This window comes from Marinimicrobium sp. UBA4209 (genome assembly GCF_002381585.1).
Lineage (GTDB): Bacteria > Pseudomonadota > Gammaproteobacteria > Pseudomonadales > Cellvibrionaceae > Marinimicrobium > Marinimicrobium koreense.
The window spans coordinates 81,146-97,364 of sequence record NZ_DFTP01000114.1; the positions used below are offsets into that span (position 1 = coordinate 81,146).

At 57.4% G+C, this 16,219-nt stretch carries 18 protein-coding genes and 1 pseudogene; 4 read left to right on the forward strand and 15 right to left on the reverse strand.

The window, feature by feature from the left end:
- Positions 1-870 (forward strand): PTS transporter subunit IIC (locus B3187_RS16815; RefSeq protein ID WP_286807635.1); only part of this gene is annotated, 870 nt, incomplete at its 5' end.
- Positions 871-878: 8 nt separating this feature from the next.
- Here B3187_RS16815 and B3187_RS16820 read toward each other — a convergent pair.
- The 3 genes from B3187_RS16820 to B3187_RS16830 all read right to left on the reverse strand — a co-directional run bounded on the left by B3187_RS16820 (position 879) and on the right by B3187_RS16830 (position 2,594).
- Entirely contained in the window at positions 879-1,433 is a 555-nt protein-coding gene (locus B3187_RS16820) for a CBS domain-containing protein (protein ID WP_286807636.1), read from the reverse strand.
- An 89-nt stretch (positions 1,434-1,522) separates the two neighbouring features.
- Positions 1,523-1,822: a hypothetical protein gene (locus B3187_RS16825; RefSeq protein ID WP_286807637.1), complete on the reverse strand. Its 300-nt coding sequence runs from the start codon at positions 1,820-1,822 to the stop codon at positions 1,523-1,525.
- A 112-nt stretch (positions 1,823-1,934) separates the two neighbouring features.
- A complete protein-coding gene (locus B3187_RS16830) occupies positions 1,935-2,594 on the reverse strand; it encodes a Fe2+-dependent dioxygenase (RefSeq protein ID WP_286807638.1) in 660 nt (219 codons plus the stop codon).
- A gap of 83 nt (positions 2,595-2,677) precedes the next feature.
- Here B3187_RS16830 and B3187_RS16835 point away from each other — a divergent pair, with 83 nt between their 5' ends.
- A complete protein-coding gene (locus B3187_RS16835; RefSeq protein ID WP_286807639.1) occupies positions 2,678-3,511 on the forward strand; it encodes a hypothetical protein in 834 nt (277 codons plus the stop codon).
- A gap of 110 nt (positions 3,512-3,621) precedes the next feature.
- On the opposite strand, the gene B3187_RS16840 is transcribed toward B3187_RS16835, so the two are convergent.
- The 8 genes from B3187_RS16840 to B3187_RS16875 all read right to left on the reverse strand — a co-directional run bounded on the left by B3187_RS16840 (position 3,622) and on the right by B3187_RS16875 (position 9,565).
- Positions 3,622-3,951 carry a YnfA family protein gene (locus B3187_RS16840; protein ID WP_123638507.1) on the reverse strand — a complete coding sequence of 110 codons (330 nt, stop codon included), beginning with the start codon at positions 3,949-3,951 and terminating at the stop codon, positions 3,622-3,624.
- Positions 3,952-4,005: 54 nt separating this feature from the next.
- Positions 4,006-4,551, reverse strand: a complete 546-nt coding sequence (locus tag B3187_RS16845; RefSeq protein ID WP_286807640.1) for a cytochrome b — start codon at positions 4,549-4,551, stop codon at positions 4,006-4,008.
- 46 nt (positions 4,552-4,597) lie between these two features.
- A complete protein-coding gene (locus B3187_RS16850; RefSeq protein WP_286807641.1) occupies positions 4,598-5,164 on the reverse strand; it encodes a manganese efflux pump MntP family protein in 567 nt (188 codons plus the stop codon).
- Positions 5,165-5,288: 124 nt separating this feature from the next.
- Positions 5,289-5,924, reverse strand: a complete 636-nt coding sequence (locus B3187_RS16855) for a hypothetical protein (RefSeq protein ID WP_286807642.1) — start codon at positions 5,922-5,924, stop codon at positions 5,289-5,291.
- A 1-nt stretch (position 5,925) separates the two neighbouring features.
- Entirely contained in the window at positions 5,926-6,789 is an 864-nt protein-coding gene (locus tag B3187_RS16860; RefSeq protein ID WP_349678213.1) for an SDR family oxidoreductase, read from the reverse strand.
- Complete coding sequence (locus tag B3187_RS16865) at positions 6,686-7,378, reverse strand: TenA family transcriptional regulator (protein WP_286807645.1); 693 nt, start codon at positions 7,376-7,378, stop codon at positions 6,686-6,688. Before B3187_RS16865 ends, B3187_RS16860 begins: the two co-directional genes overlap by 104 nt.
- Positions 7,379-7,383: 5 nt before the next feature.
- Positions 7,384-8,901: an AMP-binding protein gene (locus tag B3187_RS16870; protein ID WP_286807646.1), complete on the reverse strand. Its 1,518-nt coding sequence runs from the start codon at positions 8,899-8,901 to the stop codon at positions 7,384-7,386.
- 10 nt (positions 8,902-8,911) lie between these two features.
- A complete protein-coding gene (locus tag B3187_RS16875; RefSeq protein WP_286807653.1) occupies positions 8,912-9,565 on the reverse strand; it encodes a thermostable hemolysin in 654 nt (217 codons plus the stop codon).
- A gap of 171 nt (positions 9,566-9,736) precedes the next feature.
- On the opposite strand from B3187_RS16875, the gene B3187_RS16880 reads away from it, so the two are divergent.
- Entirely contained in the window at positions 9,737-10,408 is a 672-nt protein-coding gene (locus B3187_RS16880; protein WP_286807647.1) for a response regulator transcription factor, read from the forward strand.
- 38 nt (positions 10,409-10,446) lie between these two features.
- Positions 10,447-11,832: an ATP-binding protein gene (locus B3187_RS16885; protein ID WP_286807648.1), complete on the forward strand. Its 1,386-nt coding sequence runs from the start codon at positions 10,447-10,449 to the stop codon at positions 11,830-11,832.
- 77 nt (positions 11,833-11,909) lie between these two features.
- Here the strand turns inward: B3187_RS16885 and B3187_RS16890 are convergent, their stop codons facing one another.
- The 4 genes and pseudogenes from B3187_RS16890 to B3187_RS16905 all read right to left on the reverse strand — a co-directional run.
- Positions 11,910-12,788, reverse strand: coding sequence for a cation diffusion facilitator family transporter (locus B3187_RS16890; RefSeq protein ID WP_286807650.1), 879 nt, complete (start codon positions 12,786-12,788; stop codon positions 11,910-11,912).
- A 66-nt stretch (positions 12,789-12,854) separates the two neighbouring features.
- The gene (locus B3187_RS16895; RefSeq protein WP_024461489.1) at positions 12,855-13,196 is read right to left on the reverse strand and encodes a P-II family nitrogen regulator; all 342 of its coding nucleotides are present in this window, start codon (positions 13,194-13,196) and stop codon (positions 12,855-12,857) included.
- A gap of 9 nt (positions 13,197-13,205) precedes the next feature.
- Positions 13,206-16,010 (reverse strand): CusA/CzcA family heavy metal efflux RND transporter, encoded by a 2,805-nt coding sequence (locus B3187_RS16900; RefSeq protein WP_349678214.1) that lies wholly within the window; start codon positions 16,008-16,010, stop codon positions 13,206-13,208.
- A 68-nt stretch (positions 16,011-16,078) separates the two neighbouring features.
- Positions 16,079-16,183: pseudogene (locus tag B3187_RS16905) on the reverse strand (hypothetical protein); the annotation flags it as partial.
- Between the last annotated feature and the right edge of the window lie 36 nt (positions 16,184-16,219).

Genomic DNA, 16,219 nt, shown 5'->3' on the forward strand with positions numbered 1-16,219 from the left:
GCCTCGCCGGTGTCGGTCAATGGCATCGTGCCTTACACCGCCTGCATCAACTGGGTATTTGATCGCATTCCGGGTTTCAACCGCCTCTCCTACAATCCAGAGAAAGCCGCCATCAGCCACGATGTGCCCGGCGCCGACGAGGACGGCCAAGACAGCTCCGAGAAGGATCACTCCATGAGTTGGCTGGCGTTCTTCAGTGAGCCGATGGTCATCGGGGTGCTGATCGGGCTGGTGTTGGCCTTTGCCGCTGGCTACGACACAAAGCAGACATTGGAGCTCGCGGTGCACATCGCCGCGGTGATGTTCCTGTTGCCAAAGAGTGCCGGCCTGATCGGAGAAGCCATGATGCCGATCACCCACGCGCTGCGCGTTCAGGTCGAGCGGCGCTTTCCGTCCCGCAAGAATCTCGTGGTCGCACTGGATACCGGTTTTCTGATGAGTCACAAGTCGGTAATTGTCACCGGCCTGATACTGATGGTGGTGGCGGTACTGATCGCCCTGGTTCTGCCGGGCAACCGGGTGCTGCCTCTGGGCGACTTGCCCAACCTGATTTCGGTGATGTCGATTTCGGTATTGATGTTTCGTGGCAATGTCATCCGCGCGGTACTCGCGGGCATCCCCGTCATCATTACCTTTCTGTTGATTTCCACTCACCTGGCTCCGTTGTACACGGAGTTGGCCAATCAGACCTCCGGCTTTGATGCCGAGGGCCTGGGCCTGATTACCGCCTTTACCGACGGCGGCCATCAGGTACGCTACCTGTTGCTCCAGCTGTATCAGGGCAACCTCTGGGCCGTCGGCGGCGTAGTGGTTCTGGTAATGATGATGGTCTTCACTTGGCGGCGCTGTAAGGCGTTACAGCGCCGCTGAGCTGATGACTAGGAAGACAGAGCCCGAGCGATGGATCGCTTGGGAACAATCGGCACCTCGCGATGCAGGCGCTCGGCGATATCGTCCACCGCAATGACACCCCGGATATGGTGCTGGTCACGGTCCAGCACCAAGCAGTGTGTCTCACCCGTTTCACGTAGCACTTGTACCAGATCACCCACCGTCGCCGATGTTAAAGCCTCTAAATCCAGCGCCGGAATTGAAGCCCTGGGTAACATCAAATCGCCTGCGGTCAAATCACCACGCTCGACGCCCTGCAGCGTCTGGGCTACCAGAATGTACTGTTCGGAAAGACGCTCGGCTGTCAGTAGTCCAATAAACTCCTGCTGAGCATTGACCACCAACTTACAGCTCACACCTTCCATAGCCATCAGGCGGGCAACGCCCACCGCAGACACACTGGATTCAACGGTGTGGGGTTGATGAGCGCGAAAGTCGGTCATCAAATCCAGCGCGGGTGAGTGTTCAGTCAGATCCTCAAACTCTCTGGGCTTAACCAGATGATCCACAGGATCTAGTTTGTATATGTTTAACGCTTTCATGAAAATTACCTCCGAGACGGGCACCACCTATGGATGCCAGCCAAGATTCGACAATGGGCTGAAGCCCAAACTTTAAAAGATCAATCGAATCACAAACGGACCGGCGAGGCCCGGGCAGGAGGACGCTCCGAGGTTCGAAGCAGGAAGGGCGAGGGCGGCAGGCTTTCACCCACCCCCGACTGGAGGGCAGCCACCGGCCAAAGAAACACGGCAGAAGAGCCATCGTCCGAATCCGTGTCAAACGATGACGCCGAGAGACCAGCGCTGTCCAGGGCCACATCGGCAAAGGCTTTCCCGTTCTCATACCCCCAATCGGCCACCACGGGGACCGAAAGGCTAGCGCTCAAAAGCAGCGCGAGCAGCAGAGTGAACAGGGAGCGATTTACCATTTAAGTTCCGTTGGCCAGTTCAATATGGATCCATCTACGCTAGCGGAGCCTGCGCAAAGGTACAAGCGCCTTAACAACACTTTATGTTAGATGAGGGGCCCACGGCCAAAGTTCAATCCTCCAGCCACAGCCTGAGTAAATTATTGCGGCTGCGACTCAGGCGATCGAACTGCTCGGTTTTTCCGTGGGCATCAAACTCGGTGCGCAGCGCGGTATCCAAGTCCAGCAGAATTTCCCGCTGTTCACTGCGCCGCACCAGACTGCGCACCCAACCGACCACCGCCATCCGCTGCCCGGTGCGAACCGCCTCCACCCGATGCAGGTAAGTGGTGGGGTACAGCAGCAGATCCCCCGCATCTACCTTCCAGGCCCGATCCCCTGTGCTGTCCTCCAGCACCAGCTCGCCCCCCTCGTAATCGGCGGCGGGTGTCAGCCCCAGGGTGAACGACAGATCCGTGCGCTGGCCGTGAATCACTGCATCATCCATGTGGGACCCGTAATGCATACCGGGCCCATAGCGATTGATCAGGATTCTGGGAAAGCTTTTGGGCAGCGCCGCACTGGCAAAGAGGGGGTGCGCCCGAAGCCGCTCCTCCACCAGACGAACGATGGCCGCACGGGTCTTGTCATCCCGGGCCTGTTCATTGCGCTTGACCGGTTTGGCCGCCCAACCGGCGCTGGCGGCACCATCGTCGAAGGCCTGAGAGGCCAGCCGCTCTTGCACCGCAGACAGGGTGCCGGCGTCGAGCACATCTTGAATGTAAAGAATCATTGCATACCCTATATTGAGACTCACTCTCATTTATGCCAGAATCCGGGGCATTATGCCACCCTTTCCAGAATGGGAGCTCTATCATGAAAGAACAACGCAAAGTCTGGCTCGGCCTAGGCGCCGCCCTGCTTGCCTCCAGCGGCGTCACCAGTCAGGCGGCCGACAGCACGCCCTTTGACCATCACGCCAGCCAGCAGACCCTGCAGGTGGCCGCACTCGCCGGTGAGGGCGGTGAAGGCGAAGGGGGTGAGGGAGAAGGCGGTGAAGGTGGCGGCGCTGCCGACCTGACCAAAGACGACGCCGCCTACCTCGGCCAGTTGGGCCTGGTGCGCGGTCACCTGTGGGTGGGCGTGCAACTGTACAAGGCCGGCCACAAAGACATGGCGCTCACCCACATGAAACACCCCGGTGATGAGTTGTACGCAGGATTGAAGCCCGCCTTCGCTGCTCGCGATGAAGAGGGCTTTGCTGAGGCGCTGAGTGCTCTGGCCGACGCCGTTGAACAGGGCCAGTCCGTTGAGATGGTCGAGCAGCGTCACCGGGAGCTGGAAGCGGGCATTGCCGATGCCGAGAATCTGCAAAATGCCAGCCTGAAAGTCGCGCTGGCCAGTATCGAGCGCATGGTTCGCACTGCGGCTGAGGAGTACGCCATCGGCGTTCGCAACGGCGAGATCGTCAACGCCCACGAATACCAGGACGCCTACGGTTTTGTCGAAGCGGCCAAGGCTCGCCTCGCATTGCTGAATGATGTACAGCGTCAGGAGAGCCCGGACGCTGTGGCCGAGGTGGAGACGCAGCTGAACGCGGTCGCGTCACTCTGGCCCGCGTTGGTACCCGAGGGTACAGTCGAGGGTGATGCCAGCAAATTGTACGGCGCCGCAGCGCGGATTCAGTTGGCGGGTTGGGAGCTCGAGTAGGTTTCTGGTTTTGTGAAAGACGGCGGGTGCGCTTCGCTCCGAAACGTCGGACCGACCCGCCCTACGGATAGCTCTGAGGTTGGGTTGATGGTGGACAAGCCCGAGGTGCGTCATCCACCCAACCGCTGTCCGCCATACAAAATCAACCCCGCCCCACCGATACACACCAACGCCCCAAGGTAATCAAACAGCTGCGGGGAGCGGTGCTCCAACAACGCCATCCAACCCAGCGACGCCGCAATATAAACACCGCCATAGGCGGCAAAGGCCCGCCCGGCCAATTCGGCATCGGCCCGCGTCAGGAAAAACGCAAACAGGCACAACGAAATCACACCCGGCACCAACCACCAGGCGGAGCGATCCAGCCTGAGCCACATCCAGAAGGTGTAACAACCGGCGATTTCCGCCAGAGCGGCGAGGATAAACCAGATAAAGGTCATTGCCCGCTCCCGTCCTTGAGCACACCGCTTCTAATGCCATCGGAGCCCACTGGGTCACTCTCCCAATTCGGCGGGGGTAACGGACCGACGTTGCCAGAAGTAATGAAACGCCCCCACAATATGCAGCAATAACAACGCCGGGAGCACGTAAAGCCCGGTAATGACATGCAGCACTTCCACCGGCTCATGGATAAAGGCCAGGCTCTCCAGCGGGATCAGCACCGTGAACCAGCCAAACACATTGACACCTTCATTTTCGGTGAACAGGTACAACGGGCCGGTAAAAACCTGCAATACCAGTAACCCCAATACGAGGCGATGCACCCACCATGCCAGCTGGCGCTGCCACGGGGTTTGCCCCTGAGTGGGCGGAAACCCCTGGTGCACGCGGTAGGCCGCCCGCCAGAGCACAAACCAGAACACAAAGAAGCCGAGGCTGACGTGTACCGACATGATGAAATCTTCGGCACTGTCCGGCGCCGCTGACGCCAGCAACCCCAGAATCAACATTGCCATTACCAGCAACACGGTAATCCAGTGGTTGATCACCGAAATCGCGGAGTAGCTTTCCCGCCCACTCGTCTGTATCAAACTGCTCATATCACCTCCTGATCAGAAAAAATCGGTTCCGTTAGGTATAGCATAGTCAGACAAAGGAAATATGATCGTTGAGGATAAAAGCACCTACCAAAACCAGAATTACACCGCCCAACACCTCCGTTCTTCGCCCGAAAGCTGAGCCTATACTCCGACCCACCATTACTCCGGTCGTCACCATGAACAGCGTTGCCAAACCGATACAACCCGCCGCGAACAGAATATTCACCTCAACAAACGCTAGCCCGACCCCGACAGCCAGGGCATCAATGCTTGTTCCAACCGCCGTTAGCGCCAGACGGATGAATGAGTGCCGTTGAATAACCGCCTCTGGTGTCTCCTGATGTTTGCAACCTTCGATCACCATATGCAAGCCGAGCCCAGTCAAGACCGCGAAGGCGATCCAGTGATCCCAGTTTTCCACCAGGGTGGATGCGCTACGCCCCAGAAGCCAGCCTATAATCGGAGTGATGGACTCAATCAGACCAAAAATAACGCCGGTGCGAAGCGCTTCAGAAAAACGCGGGCGGTGTAAACTCGCCCCTTTCCCAACCGCGGCCGCAAAGGCGTCGGTCGACATGGCAAAGGATAGCGAAAGAAGCGCAAGAGGTGACATTACTAAATATCCAGTTCGTAAGCCATTCACAGGTTAAGATCAGGGGGATGGGCAATGTACCATATCGCCCCCGACCGATCATCACTCAGGCCCACGGAAATCCAGCAACCTCAAACACACCAGCTTATTCAGAAGTGGGCAGTTCGGACAATTTCTCCTTTATCTCGGCTCGTCTGCCTTCATCCGCCAAGGGTCTATCCGGGCGGCTTTCGGCCTGAAATGCCTTCTGAAAATAACGACGAGCCTCACCATGGCGGCCCTGGTCCATGAGGAAACCCCCATAAAAATAGTTGGGATCAATGCCATCGGGATTGATGGCAAGCGCCTCTTTAAGGTAGGCGTCTGCTTTCTCGTCGTCACCAAAGCCGAGGGGCCATCCGGGCACCTGGTAGTAAAGGCTGCCCAGTGATGTGTAGGCCGACCCTTGTAACGCGGATGCATCGATCGACAACGCAAGCTCAAAATCGCTACGGGCCACTTTCACCAACTTCAGGGCACCCAGACCTCCCTTCGCCCCAGCATAAGTGCTCAACACAATCCCGTGCCAGATCAACGGCTCCGCACGCCCGGGGTATTGCTCTACCAGCGCATCAGCCTGCTCCGCCAAGGCTTCAAAGGCCTTCTCTCGCTCGGCCTCCGGCATTTTATACTGAATCTCAGCCCAGTGATGTTGAAGGTCGGTCAGTCCGTCTATGGGTTTTTCCGCCAGTGCCCCTACAGAGGCGACACACAGCGACAGGGTCAACAGGATACGTTTCATGTCAGTACTCCGATTTGAGATACGATTGAATAATGGACAGTTTTCGGCGTAGCACGGTATCCACCACCGCCGGGACAAGGTTGTTAACAGCCACAAACAGCCGTTCAGGCCACCCCAGATACCGTCGCCCACGCTTTCGCTCAATCGTCCGTACAATCGCGAGAGCAACGGCCTCCGGACTGTCAGAACGGTTCCCCAACGCCCGGTTCATGGCTACAACAGCCGGGGAATTCATACCCGTTCTGGTCGCTCTAGGGGCGATATAACGTACCGCAATCCCACTGTCTGCCCACTCCCGGCGCAACGCTTCGGTCAGGCCCCGCAGGGCAAACTTGGTCGCGCAATAGGCCGAGTAGCCAGGGAAGCCAATACTTCCAAACGTGGAACCAATAAATACCAATTCACCATGGCCGCGCTGACGAAAGTAGCTCGAAAAGCAGCGGGCCACGGCGTAAGCACTACGAAGGTTCACTCGCCACAACCGCTCCAGCTCCTGGAGCGGAGTCTGCTCCACGGCCGCGAAAAGGCCCTGACCGGCGCAGTGAATTACGCCATCGATGTCCGGGTAGCGCTGACAGATGTCCGCCATTTGGGCCTCGACATCCTCCGACGCAAGGTCAATCCGCACGTAAGTAGAGCCTTCTGCACGGCAGGGCGTGGGCGACCGGCTTGCGAGCAGAAGGCGAGCTCCTTTGCGGGCCATTTGCTCTCCCAGCGCCTCTCCGATTCCTCCGGAGGCTCCCAGTATGAGCCAACGCTGATTACGCCAGACCACGACGCACCTCCCTGATCCGATCAGCCGGTGACGCCAATGGAACATCTCTGAGCATATCCCCATAGAGCCGATAAACGACATTGGCCGCATCAACGATCGCCCGTTGGTCTTCCCGCTCTGTGATGCCGTTCATCAGGCTTTGAAAAAATTGAAAGTGCTCCTGATCCAGGCTTCCATGAGAGTAGAGGTAGCTGAACGCAGTATCCGGCAAGTTCAAAGTACGCTGCACTTTTTCTCCCATCGGCGTTGCCACGGCCACACTCGTTCCCTCAAGCACCTGTACCATGCCAAATAGCCCCACCGGATTCCCTCGGTTGATCAGGTCGTACAAAAAAGCCACCATCAACCGGATCGGCAAATCAGGCTGACCGTTACGAACGGTATCCGGGTCGACAGCACAAGCTTTCAGATCATTGAGAATCCACTCGTGGTGGCCATACTCCTCCTCGATGTACTCCACCAGTGCTTTACGCACCGGCTCCAATCGATCCGGCAAGCGGGCACCGCAGGCCATCATCAAAGGCGCGGTATGTTTTACGTGATGGTAAGCCTGACTCAGAAAATAGGTGTAGCTGTTTATATCGAAACGACCATCCTCAATGGCACTGAAGATCGGCGCCTCGTAAAGCGTTTTTCGGCCAAATTCGGAAGCATTTTGCAGTTCATCAAAAAAAGTCATAGTGATTACTCCTGGGCGAACATTCTCGGTTGAGGCTGTTCAATGGATTGAGTGGAAAGACATTCGGCACTCGCCAGCCAGGACTCCAGGCTTTCCAGCACCAGTGCTCTCCTGATCCGGCCGTTGGATGTGACTGCGGTGGAATCTATGTTCTGGAACGGGCAAGGCAACAGATACACGTGACTCAAGCGCGCATAGTCAGGCAGATTTGCATTGAGTGCCTCAATCGCCTGACGACAATCCTCCACACCGTTGTCAGTTGGTCCCGGGTACAGCAGCGCCAATGGGTGGGGCTCCCCGTCACCGAACACCAGGGCCTGCGCCATACCGGTACTTTGGGTCAGTTCCGCCTCCAGCCATTCCGGGCTGATATTGCGCCCAAAACCGGTGATCAGCAGGTCCTTCTTCCGTCCGGACACCCATAGAAACCCGTCCTGATCCAGAAAACCCAGGTCACCACTGGCTACCGCATGCGATTCATCCACGGGCGTTTCTCCCAGGTAACCGAGAAAACTGCTGCCAGAAATCTGCAGTTCACCACCGGGGCCAACATGGACATCTACATGGTCCAGAACGCGGCCCGCCGAACCGATACGATTCTCTGCGGGTGCGTTCAGCGCTACCACGGAACCACACTCCGACAACCCATAGCCCTGGAACATCGGCAATTCCAGCTTCTCCGCTCGGCGCAGTAGCGAGGGCGATACGCGCCCACCACCAACGGCCAGGAAGCGATAACCCCGGTGCTGGAGTGCGCCCGATTCCGCGCCCTCAACCAGCACCCGTGCCAACTCCGGCACCAGAATCAACGACGTTGGTTGCCGATGATTCTGCTCTGAAAGCCAGCGCTGTGAGTCCATGCCACTACTACCGGATAACCCCAGGCTGGCAAGTCCCGGAACGGACACCTCAGCGCCTCGATAAAGACTCAAATACACGCCCGCGACGTTTTCCAGAAGCGTCGCCAAAGGTAAAACCGAAAGATGCTGCGGCAGCTCCAGCTGGCTCAATCGGGTGTCCAAAGCCCGCAGGGTGCGTCCCAGTTGTGCAGCGGACAAACAGATCCCTTTAGGCGTGCCGGTGCTGCCGGAAGTGAACGTGATTTTCACCGTGCCCGGGGGTAACACTGACAGTTCCCGCTCAACGGGAAGACGGTGCATCCAAAGGCCACCGCCAACCGTCTCGGCCACCTCCTCAGCCCGCACATCGGCCGTGGACAGCAGAATCCCGTCCAATCCTGCCGTTTCGACAAGATGCTGACGCTGCGACGGCGAGAAGAACGTCGGAACGGGCACTGAGACAACCCCGGCACGAACGCAGGCCAAATCGGCTACGACCCAGGCAACCGAGTTGTCACCTACCAGGCCAAGTCGCTGAACGCCCGAATCCATAATTGCCTGCGCAACCCCTTGCACACGATTCCATAACTGTCGGTAAGTCACCGTCTGCTCCTCGTCGCGAAGCGCCACTCGGCTCGGGTGCAACAGAGACCACCGGGCCAAGCGCTCAAGTAATTCATTCATAGTGACTACCTCAGACCGTGGTTTTTTCCAGCCAACCGGTGTGCCGCATTGCCTCGACACCACTGGGAACGTGCGCCAGCACCACTTCGGGGCGGTTCTGGTAATACGCCCCCCAGTCTTGCGCCGCCCCCTGCAGCCGCTCGGGCAAAGCTGGGCCGAGTACCCTCGGTTTAACACCCATTTTTGCGAAACTCAGCCGGATCGATTGAGTTCCGGTAAAACAGATCCATTCGACACCTTGGGTAACCAACCATCGAGCAATCGCGGGAAAGAACAATCGACTGACGCCCTCAACGGCGCCGGCCAAGTGAGCGATCTCCACGACCCCTTCCCGATGGCCAAGGGCGCCTGGAGGTAGATAATCCTCAATGGGATGGTCCAGATAATCCTCAAGGAACAAAGGCTGATCTGCCGCGTGCCGTGTGCCCACCGCGGCCATAACCAGCCCGGACCGGGCGACAAGAATCAGAGGAGAGGGGACAACAAGCGACGGGCAACGCCCATACGCCGCACGAAAGCGCTGTTCGATGAAGAAGGCAATAGCGTCTGTGGCCCGTGATTCGGGATCTACCGAGCACAGTTTCCAGCCCCCCACGGGCATCAGCTCTGTGACGGACGGATCGAACAGGTCCACTTTTAACGGCAACAAGCAGGAAGATGACATCAAATGAAACTCCAGTGAGGCACTCTGTCCTGCTCATGCTAAGGGTGCTATCTTAATTAACGCTTAAACAATGCCCCCTGAATTCTTAAGCCAGAATTAAGAAAACTCTGCCACACTGGGGGCATCCACCATTTCCAGGCGCAACGCTGCTGCGGGAGGACCATGAGAATATTGCTGATTGAAGACGACTCGATGCTCGCCCAAACCATGGTCCGCATGCTAGAGCAGGCACAGCACCAGGTTGACTGGATCAATGACGGCAGGAAGGGGCTGAATGCCCTGAAAGATCAAACCTTTGATATCGCCATTGCCGATTTGACGCTTCCTCGGCTGGATGGTCTTGAGATTGTTCGGCAAGCCAGAAAGGCACAATGCCGAACCCCCATTATTATTCTCACCGCTCGCGAAGAGCTGGATGACCGGGTGCAAGGGCTCGATTTCGGGGCGGACGATTATTTGACCAAACCATTTAAAATGGCAGAACTTGAAGCGCGAATGAGAGCCGTTATCCGGCGCACCGACGGCTATACCGACAACAACGTCCTGACAACGGGCGCCATTCGCCTGAATTTGGACCATGCGGAGCTTCAGGTGGGGGAAAAGCGCTTCCAGCTACCCAAGGCCGAATTTCAGATCCTGCAGGTACTGATGCGCAACACGGACAGAGTGGCCACAAGGCGACGGCTGGAGGAAGTACTCTATGGGTGGGACAGAGGCGCAGAGAGCAATACGCTTGAGGTACATATTCACCACCTTCGCCAGCGCCTGGGTAAATCCGTGATACGCACGGTACGCGGCGTTGGGTACACCCTGGATAGCGAAGCCGCAAAGGACGCTGGATGATGTCACTGACTCGTACGCTCATCCTTCTGAATACAGCAATGACCTTGATTATTGTTACCCTAGCCTCGACCTGGAGCTATTGGCAAAGCAGCCACGAGCTGGAGGAACTGTTTGATGCGGAGTTGGCTCAGAATACCCGAATTGTTGAGGGCCTCGTTCGTCACTTGGCAGAGAATCGCAGCCGGCAGGAGTTACAACATACGCTGAGTGAGACTCTGGACCCCCTGGCGCTAACCGCGGACACCTCAGAGCCGGAAGAGCGTTGGTTCGAAAGTCGTGAGGACGAGATCCTATCCGGCGGCCTCGGACACCGATACGAAAAGAAAATTTCTTTTCAGGTCTGGACTGAAACCGGCCAACCGATCCTACCGAACAAGTTCGGAGAGGTGGATACCCTTGCTCCCGACAAGACAGGATTTGGGTGGCTCAGCCATTCCGACTACCGGTGGCGCACATTTACATTACACGATGAGAAAAACGGATTCTGGATTCGCTCCGTACAGCGCGAAGATATTCGGCAGGAACTGAGCGGCCACCTTGCCCTGGGCAATGTACTTCCTATTGCTTTTGCGCTGCCTCTTTTTATCGTGGCGACACTGTGGGCGGTCCGTACCAGCTTCCGCCCGCTCCGCCATCTGCAATCCATCGCCGCCCGCCTGGGACCGGGCACCGACAGGTTTTTACCATCGAATACCGTCCCTCAGGAAGTGGAGGGGTTGGTCACAGCGCTGAACCAACTGTTGACCCGCCTTAACCGGACGATCGAGCGCGAACGTCGCTTTTCCTCCGATGCAGCTCACGAACTGAGAACACCGCTGGCGGCATTGCGTCTGCAACTGGAGAGCATCAGCCAAGACTCCCCGACCGTGGTCAATGAGCTGTTGCAGTCACTAGACCGGATGGCCCACCTGGTGGATCAGATGCTGGTCCTGAGCAAAGCCGACTCTGATTTCAACGAACACCCGGAACGCCTATCCCTGTCAGAGTGGGTTGCCCAGAGCGTGGCGGATGTCTACCCGCTGGCCCAGGAAAAGCAGATTGAGCTGCAGTTGCTCGAAACAGATGGCGAAGCCTGGATTATGGGCAACCCCACGCTGATCAACACCATGATTCGCTCATTACTGGCCAATGCCATACAGTACGGGCCTGAGAGCAGTGAAGTAACACTCACATTGAGCCCGACTCGCGGTGGGTACCAGCTTACAATCTGCGACCATGGCCCGGGCATACCGGAAGAGGATCGAAACAAGGCGCTCAACCGCTTCGTCCGCCTCGACCAGCGCCAGGGCTCCGGAGCCGGCCTCGGCCTGGCAATCGCCCAGAGAATCACCGAGCGCCACGGCGGCATATTGACACTGGAGGAGCGCTCCGACCGTCGAACGGGGTTATGTGCAGCAGTCTGGCTCCCATCGTCTCCAACATAGGGGCATCACTTCCTGGCTTTAGTCAATTGCTAACAGAGCACCGTTACCCAATGATTGAGACCCAGAGGGAGGTGTAGTCAACGATCCCTACATGGCTCTGTATCGAACTCCAGCTCAACCGTTGTATGTGCCAACTCATACTCGGAAAGGGCGTGAGAAATGGCATGTTTCAACTGTTTCTGGTCTTCAACGCTGTTCAGCTCCCCGGTTCTCAGATGCACGGACAACACATGACGCTCCCCATCTAACGACCAAAGATGCAAATGGTGCAGGTCCTCGACGCCCGGCAACGAACGCAGGGTTTGTTCTACGGACTGCTTCAGCTCAGGACTTGGGGACGCCTGCAGGAACAGTCTGACTGTCTGCCAGAAATTGCGACCCACATTGAACAGAATGAACAACGTAAAGCCGATAGAAAGCAATGGGTCAAGAATCGGCCAATCGACGAACATCAGAATGATCGCTACCACCAGAACGGCGACCCAGCCCAATACGTCTTCCATCAGGTGCCAGTTCAGGACGCGTTCATTCAGCGTCTTGCCCTTGCTGAGCTTGTAGGCGGCAAAACCATTGACGAGTACACCAAAGACCGCCATGCCCAGCATGCCCCCTGCCATCGGCATGGGCGGATCATCGAGTCGGGGAATCGCTTCACTGAGCACCCACACCGAGCCGACAATGAGTACCAACGCGTTTATGAAAGAGCCCAATAAGGAGAAACGACGATACCCGTAGGTGAAACTGGCCGTAGCCTGCTTACTGCTCAACCGGGCCAGCAACCAGGCAAATCCGATAGACAAGGAGTCGCCCAGATCGTGCACTGCATCGGCCATGATGGCAGTACTGTTAGTCAGTACACCACCGACAAACTCAATAATGGTAAAGCCAACGTTCAAGAAAAACGCCCAGCCGATGCGCACACCTTCGCCTCCATGACTGTGACCATGATCGTGCATCTTTACCCTCCCCGCCTCCAAAAATAAGAAATTGCCGGTCGCCCAGGCGACCGGCTCAGGCCTGGATCAAACCACCGAGTCGCCTTCTACTCCATCCTGTATGCGGACGGCACGACGCACGTCGGTCACAAAAATGCGACCATCGCCTCTAAGCCCGGTATGAGCCTCGGTTTTGAGCAGTTCCACCACGTCATCCACCAAGTGATCCTGGCACACAATTTCCAGTTTCACGTGTTCGGAAAATTCCGACGCACCCGCAATCGGGTGCGTTGCACTGCTGTGCGCCTTACTGCGTCCGAACCCTCGAACGTCCGACACGCTCATCCCGGTGATGCCGTCCAGGCGGTGTAGGGCCAACGTCACTGACTCCAGCCTACGTGTCTTTATATAAGCTTTAATCTCTTGCATGGTGTCACCTCAAGATGTTGCCTGGTCGTCGCCATTCACACGATCGGCGAACCAGGGATACAGCGCTGGCAGAATAACCAGCGTGAGAATGGTGGCGGTCACCAAGCCACCGATCACTACCGCCGCCAACGGTCGCTGTACTTCGCTGCCCGTGCCTGTAGCAAACAGCAGGGGCGCCAGGCCCAGTCCGGTGGTGACCGCCGTCATTATGACCGGGCGCAAGCGCGCCATCGCGCCCTGAACGCAGGCTTTCGCCATTGGCACACCATCGCGCACCAACTCATTCAGGTAGCTGACCAATACCAAGCCGTTCTCAAGCGCGATACCGAACAGGGCAATGAAGCCCACGGACGCCGGCACCGATAGGCTCAGCCCCGCCAGCCACAGCGATACAATACCGCCAACCAAGGCCAGAGGAATATTGAGCATGATCAACAGCGCATTGCGCAGAGAACCGAAGTTGGCGTACAGCATGAAAAATACCAGCGTCAGGGTGATCGGCACCACCACCATCAAGCGCTTGTTGGCCTGCTGCTGAAGTTCGAACTGGCCGCCCCACTTCAGGAAATAGCCCGGCGGAAGCTCCACCTGCTCGGCAATCATTCGATCCGCCTCGGCCACATAGGAGCCAATATCCCGGTCCCGGACGTTGGCCTGAATGGTGATAAAGCGCTGGTTGTTTTCCCGGGTAACCTGTCGTGGACCAACCACCTCTTCCACTCTGGCGAGCTCGCTGAGAGGAATCTGCTGGCCCTGTTCGTTGCGAACTTTCAGATCCCGAATCACTTCCGTTCGGTCTCTTGAGGACTCTTTCAGGCGCACATAGATATCAAACCGACGGATACCCTCGAACACCTGACCGGCGCTGTCCCCGCCAATGGCGATACTGATGGTTTCCTGTACATCCAATACATTCAGGTTATAGCGGGCAATGGCTTCCCGGTCCAGTTCGATGCGAACCTGGGGTGTGCCTCCCACCTGGTCCTTCTGCACGTCTTCCCCACCAGAGACCTGACGCATCACCTCGGCAATTTCCGTGGCTTTCTGATCCAGAACACTCAGATCATCCCCAAAGAGCTTGGCGGCCAGCTCGGCTTTTGTCCCGGTAAGTAACTCATCCACCGCTGCGGCAATGGGCTGGGTAAAATTGAACTTGGTGCCGGGGAAGTCTTCAAACTCGGCGCTCATTGCGGAGTATAGGCCATCGAGTGTTTCCGCCGTCTGCCACTGCTCCTTGGGTTTGAGTCCGACAAAGATCTCCGCGCTGTTTACCGGGTCGGCATGCGCACCGACTTCACCGCGGCCGATCCGGGTCACGACCTGAGTCACTTCCGGGAAACGCTCCAGCAACTGACGTTCAAACAGCGTCATGGACTGTTTGGCCTTATCCAGCGAGATGGAGGGCGCCATAGTGGCCCGAATCAGCAGATCCCCCTCGTTGAATCGAGGCACAAACTCGGAGCCAAGACGAGGCCCAACAGCTACACCGACGGCAAGTACCAGTCCCGCGATGGTCACCCCAATCCAGCGGCGTCGGATAACGCCCTGCAATAGCGGTCGGTAACCACGGGCGACAAAGCCAATCAAACCACTGGGCTCGTCTGAAGCCTGTTCTGACTTCGGGCGGCGCATGATCAAAGAGGCCACCACCGGAGCCACCACCAGAGCAAAAATCAGCGAGCCCACCATGGCCAGAGAGACCGTGTACGCCAGCGGCCGGAAGGTGGCCCCTTCCACCCCCTGCAAGCTGAACAGGGGCAGGAACACCACAATAATGATGCTGATGGCAAAGAGTATGGGCCGCGCTACCGCCTGACTGGCCCGCGCCACTATGTGCAGGCGCGACTCATCCGCGGAGGACTCGCGCAACAGTCGGTCGATGTTCTCGACCACCACTACGGCGCCGTCCACCATCATGCCGATGGCGATGGCCAGACCACCCAGGGACATCAGGTTTGCGGAGATACCAAACCATTTCATGGCAATCAACGCCAGGCACACCGAGAACGGAATGGACAGCGCCACTACCAGGCTAGGTCGCCAGCCCCCCATAAAGGCGAGCAACACGATCGCGACCAAAGCAATACCCTGAAGCAACGCATTGGTGACGGTGGAAACGGCGGCCTTGACCAGTTGCGCCTGGTCGTAATAGGGGCTGACTTCAACCCCTTCCGGCAAGTTAGCGTTGATGGTCGCCAACTCCTCTTTCACTGCACCGATCACATTGGAGGTGTTGGCACCAATCAGCTTTAACACCATCCCCACCACGGCTTCGCCTTCGCCATCCTTGGTGGTCAACCCGCGACGGATTTCACCACCAATGGCCAGTTCGCCCAGCTGATGCAGATAGACGGGTATACCATCAACGCTTTTGACCACGATGTTGCGAAGGTCATCAAGATCTTTTGCCAGACCGACAGAGCGAACAATGAATTGCTCGTCATTCTGGATAATAAACTGGGCACCGGCATTGGCATTGTTTGCTTCGATCCGGCGTTTGATCTGCGGCAAGGAAATGTCGTACTGCAACAGCGCCTGCGGATCGATACGCACCTGAAACTGCTTGACGTTACCGCCAATGGACAGCACTTCAGTCACGCCCTTGACCGTCTGCAGGGTGAACTTGACAATCCAGTCCTGAATTTCACGCATTTCGGTGCGGCTGTACTCACCACTGGTATCTTCCAGCACATAGAACAGAATCTGTCCCAGACCGGTGGTAATCGGCCCCATGACCGGTTCACCAAACCCGTTCGGAATGGCCTCTCTGGCCTGTTGCAGCCGTTCGCTGACCAGTTGTCGGGCGAAATAGATGTCCGTGCCNNGTCCGTGCCGTCCTCGAAATAGATGTTCACCACCGACAGGCCAAAGTTCGACACTGACCGAACATGGTCCAGTTTGGGCAAGCCGTTCATGGCGCTTTCCAGGGGGTAGGTCACATACTTTTCCACCTCTTCCGGCGCGAGCCCTTCGGTCTCTACAAACACCTGTACCAACGAAGGTGAAATGTCCGGGTAGGCATC

Excerpts from the sequence above, each read along its gene's own strand:
- B3187_RS16820 (WP_286807636.1), bottom strand. The coding sequence starts at position 1,433 with ATGAAAGCGTTAAACATATACAAACTAGATCCTGTGGATCATCTGGTT.
- B3187_RS16825 (WP_286807637.1), bottom strand. The coding sequence starts at position 1,822 with ATGGTAAATCGCTCCCTGTTCACTCTGCTGCTCGCGCTGCTTTTGAGC.
- B3187_RS16830 (WP_286807638.1), bottom strand. The coding sequence starts at position 2,594 with ATGATTCTTTACATTCAAGATGTGCTCGACGCCGGCACCCTGTCTGCG.
- B3187_RS16835 (WP_286807639.1), top strand. The coding sequence starts at position 2,678 with ATGAAAGAACAACGCAAAGTCTGGCTCGGCCTAGGCGCCGCCCTGCTT.
- B3187_RS16840 (WP_123638507.1), bottom strand. The coding sequence starts at position 3,951 with ATGACCTTTATCTGGTTTATCCTCGCCGCTCTGGCGGAAATCGCCGGT.
- B3187_RS16845 (WP_286807640.1), bottom strand. The coding sequence starts at position 4,551 with ATGAGCAGTTTGATACAGACGAGTGGGCGGGAAAGCTACTCCGCGATT.
- B3187_RS16850 (WP_286807641.1), bottom strand. The coding sequence starts at position 5,164 with ATGTCACCTCTTGCGCTTCTTTCGCTATCCTTTGCCATGTCGACCGAC.
- B3187_RS16855 (WP_286807642.1), bottom strand. The coding sequence starts at position 5,924 with ATGAAACGTATCCTGTTGACCCTGTCGCTGTGTGTCGCCTCTGTAGGG.
- B3187_RS16860 (WP_349678213.1), bottom strand. The coding sequence starts at position 6,789 with ATGCGGCCAATGTCGTTTATCGGCTCTATGGGGATATGCTCAGAGATG.
- B3187_RS16865 (WP_286807645.1), bottom strand. The coding sequence starts at position 7,378 with ATGACTTTTTTTGATGAACTGCAAAATGCTTCCGAATTTGGCCGAAAA.
- B3187_RS16870 (WP_286807646.1), bottom strand. The coding sequence starts at position 8,901 with ATGAATGAATTACTTGAGCGCTTGGCCCGGTGGTCTCTGTTGCACCCG.
- B3187_RS16875 (WP_286807653.1), bottom strand. The coding sequence starts at position 9,565 with ATGTCATCTTCCTGCTTGTTGCCGTTAAAAGTGGACCTGTTCGATCCG.
- B3187_RS16885 (WP_286807648.1), top strand. The coding sequence starts at position 10,447 with ATGACCTTGATTATTGTTACCCTAGCCTCGACCTGGAGCTATTGGCAA.
- B3187_RS16890 (WP_286807650.1), bottom strand. The coding sequence starts at position 12,788 with ATGCACGATCATGGTCACAGTCATGGAGGCGAAGGTGTGCGCATCGGC.
- B3187_RS16895 (WP_024461489.1), bottom strand. The coding sequence starts at position 13,196 with ATGCAAGAGATTAAAGCTTATATAAAGACACGTAGGCTGGAGTCAGTG.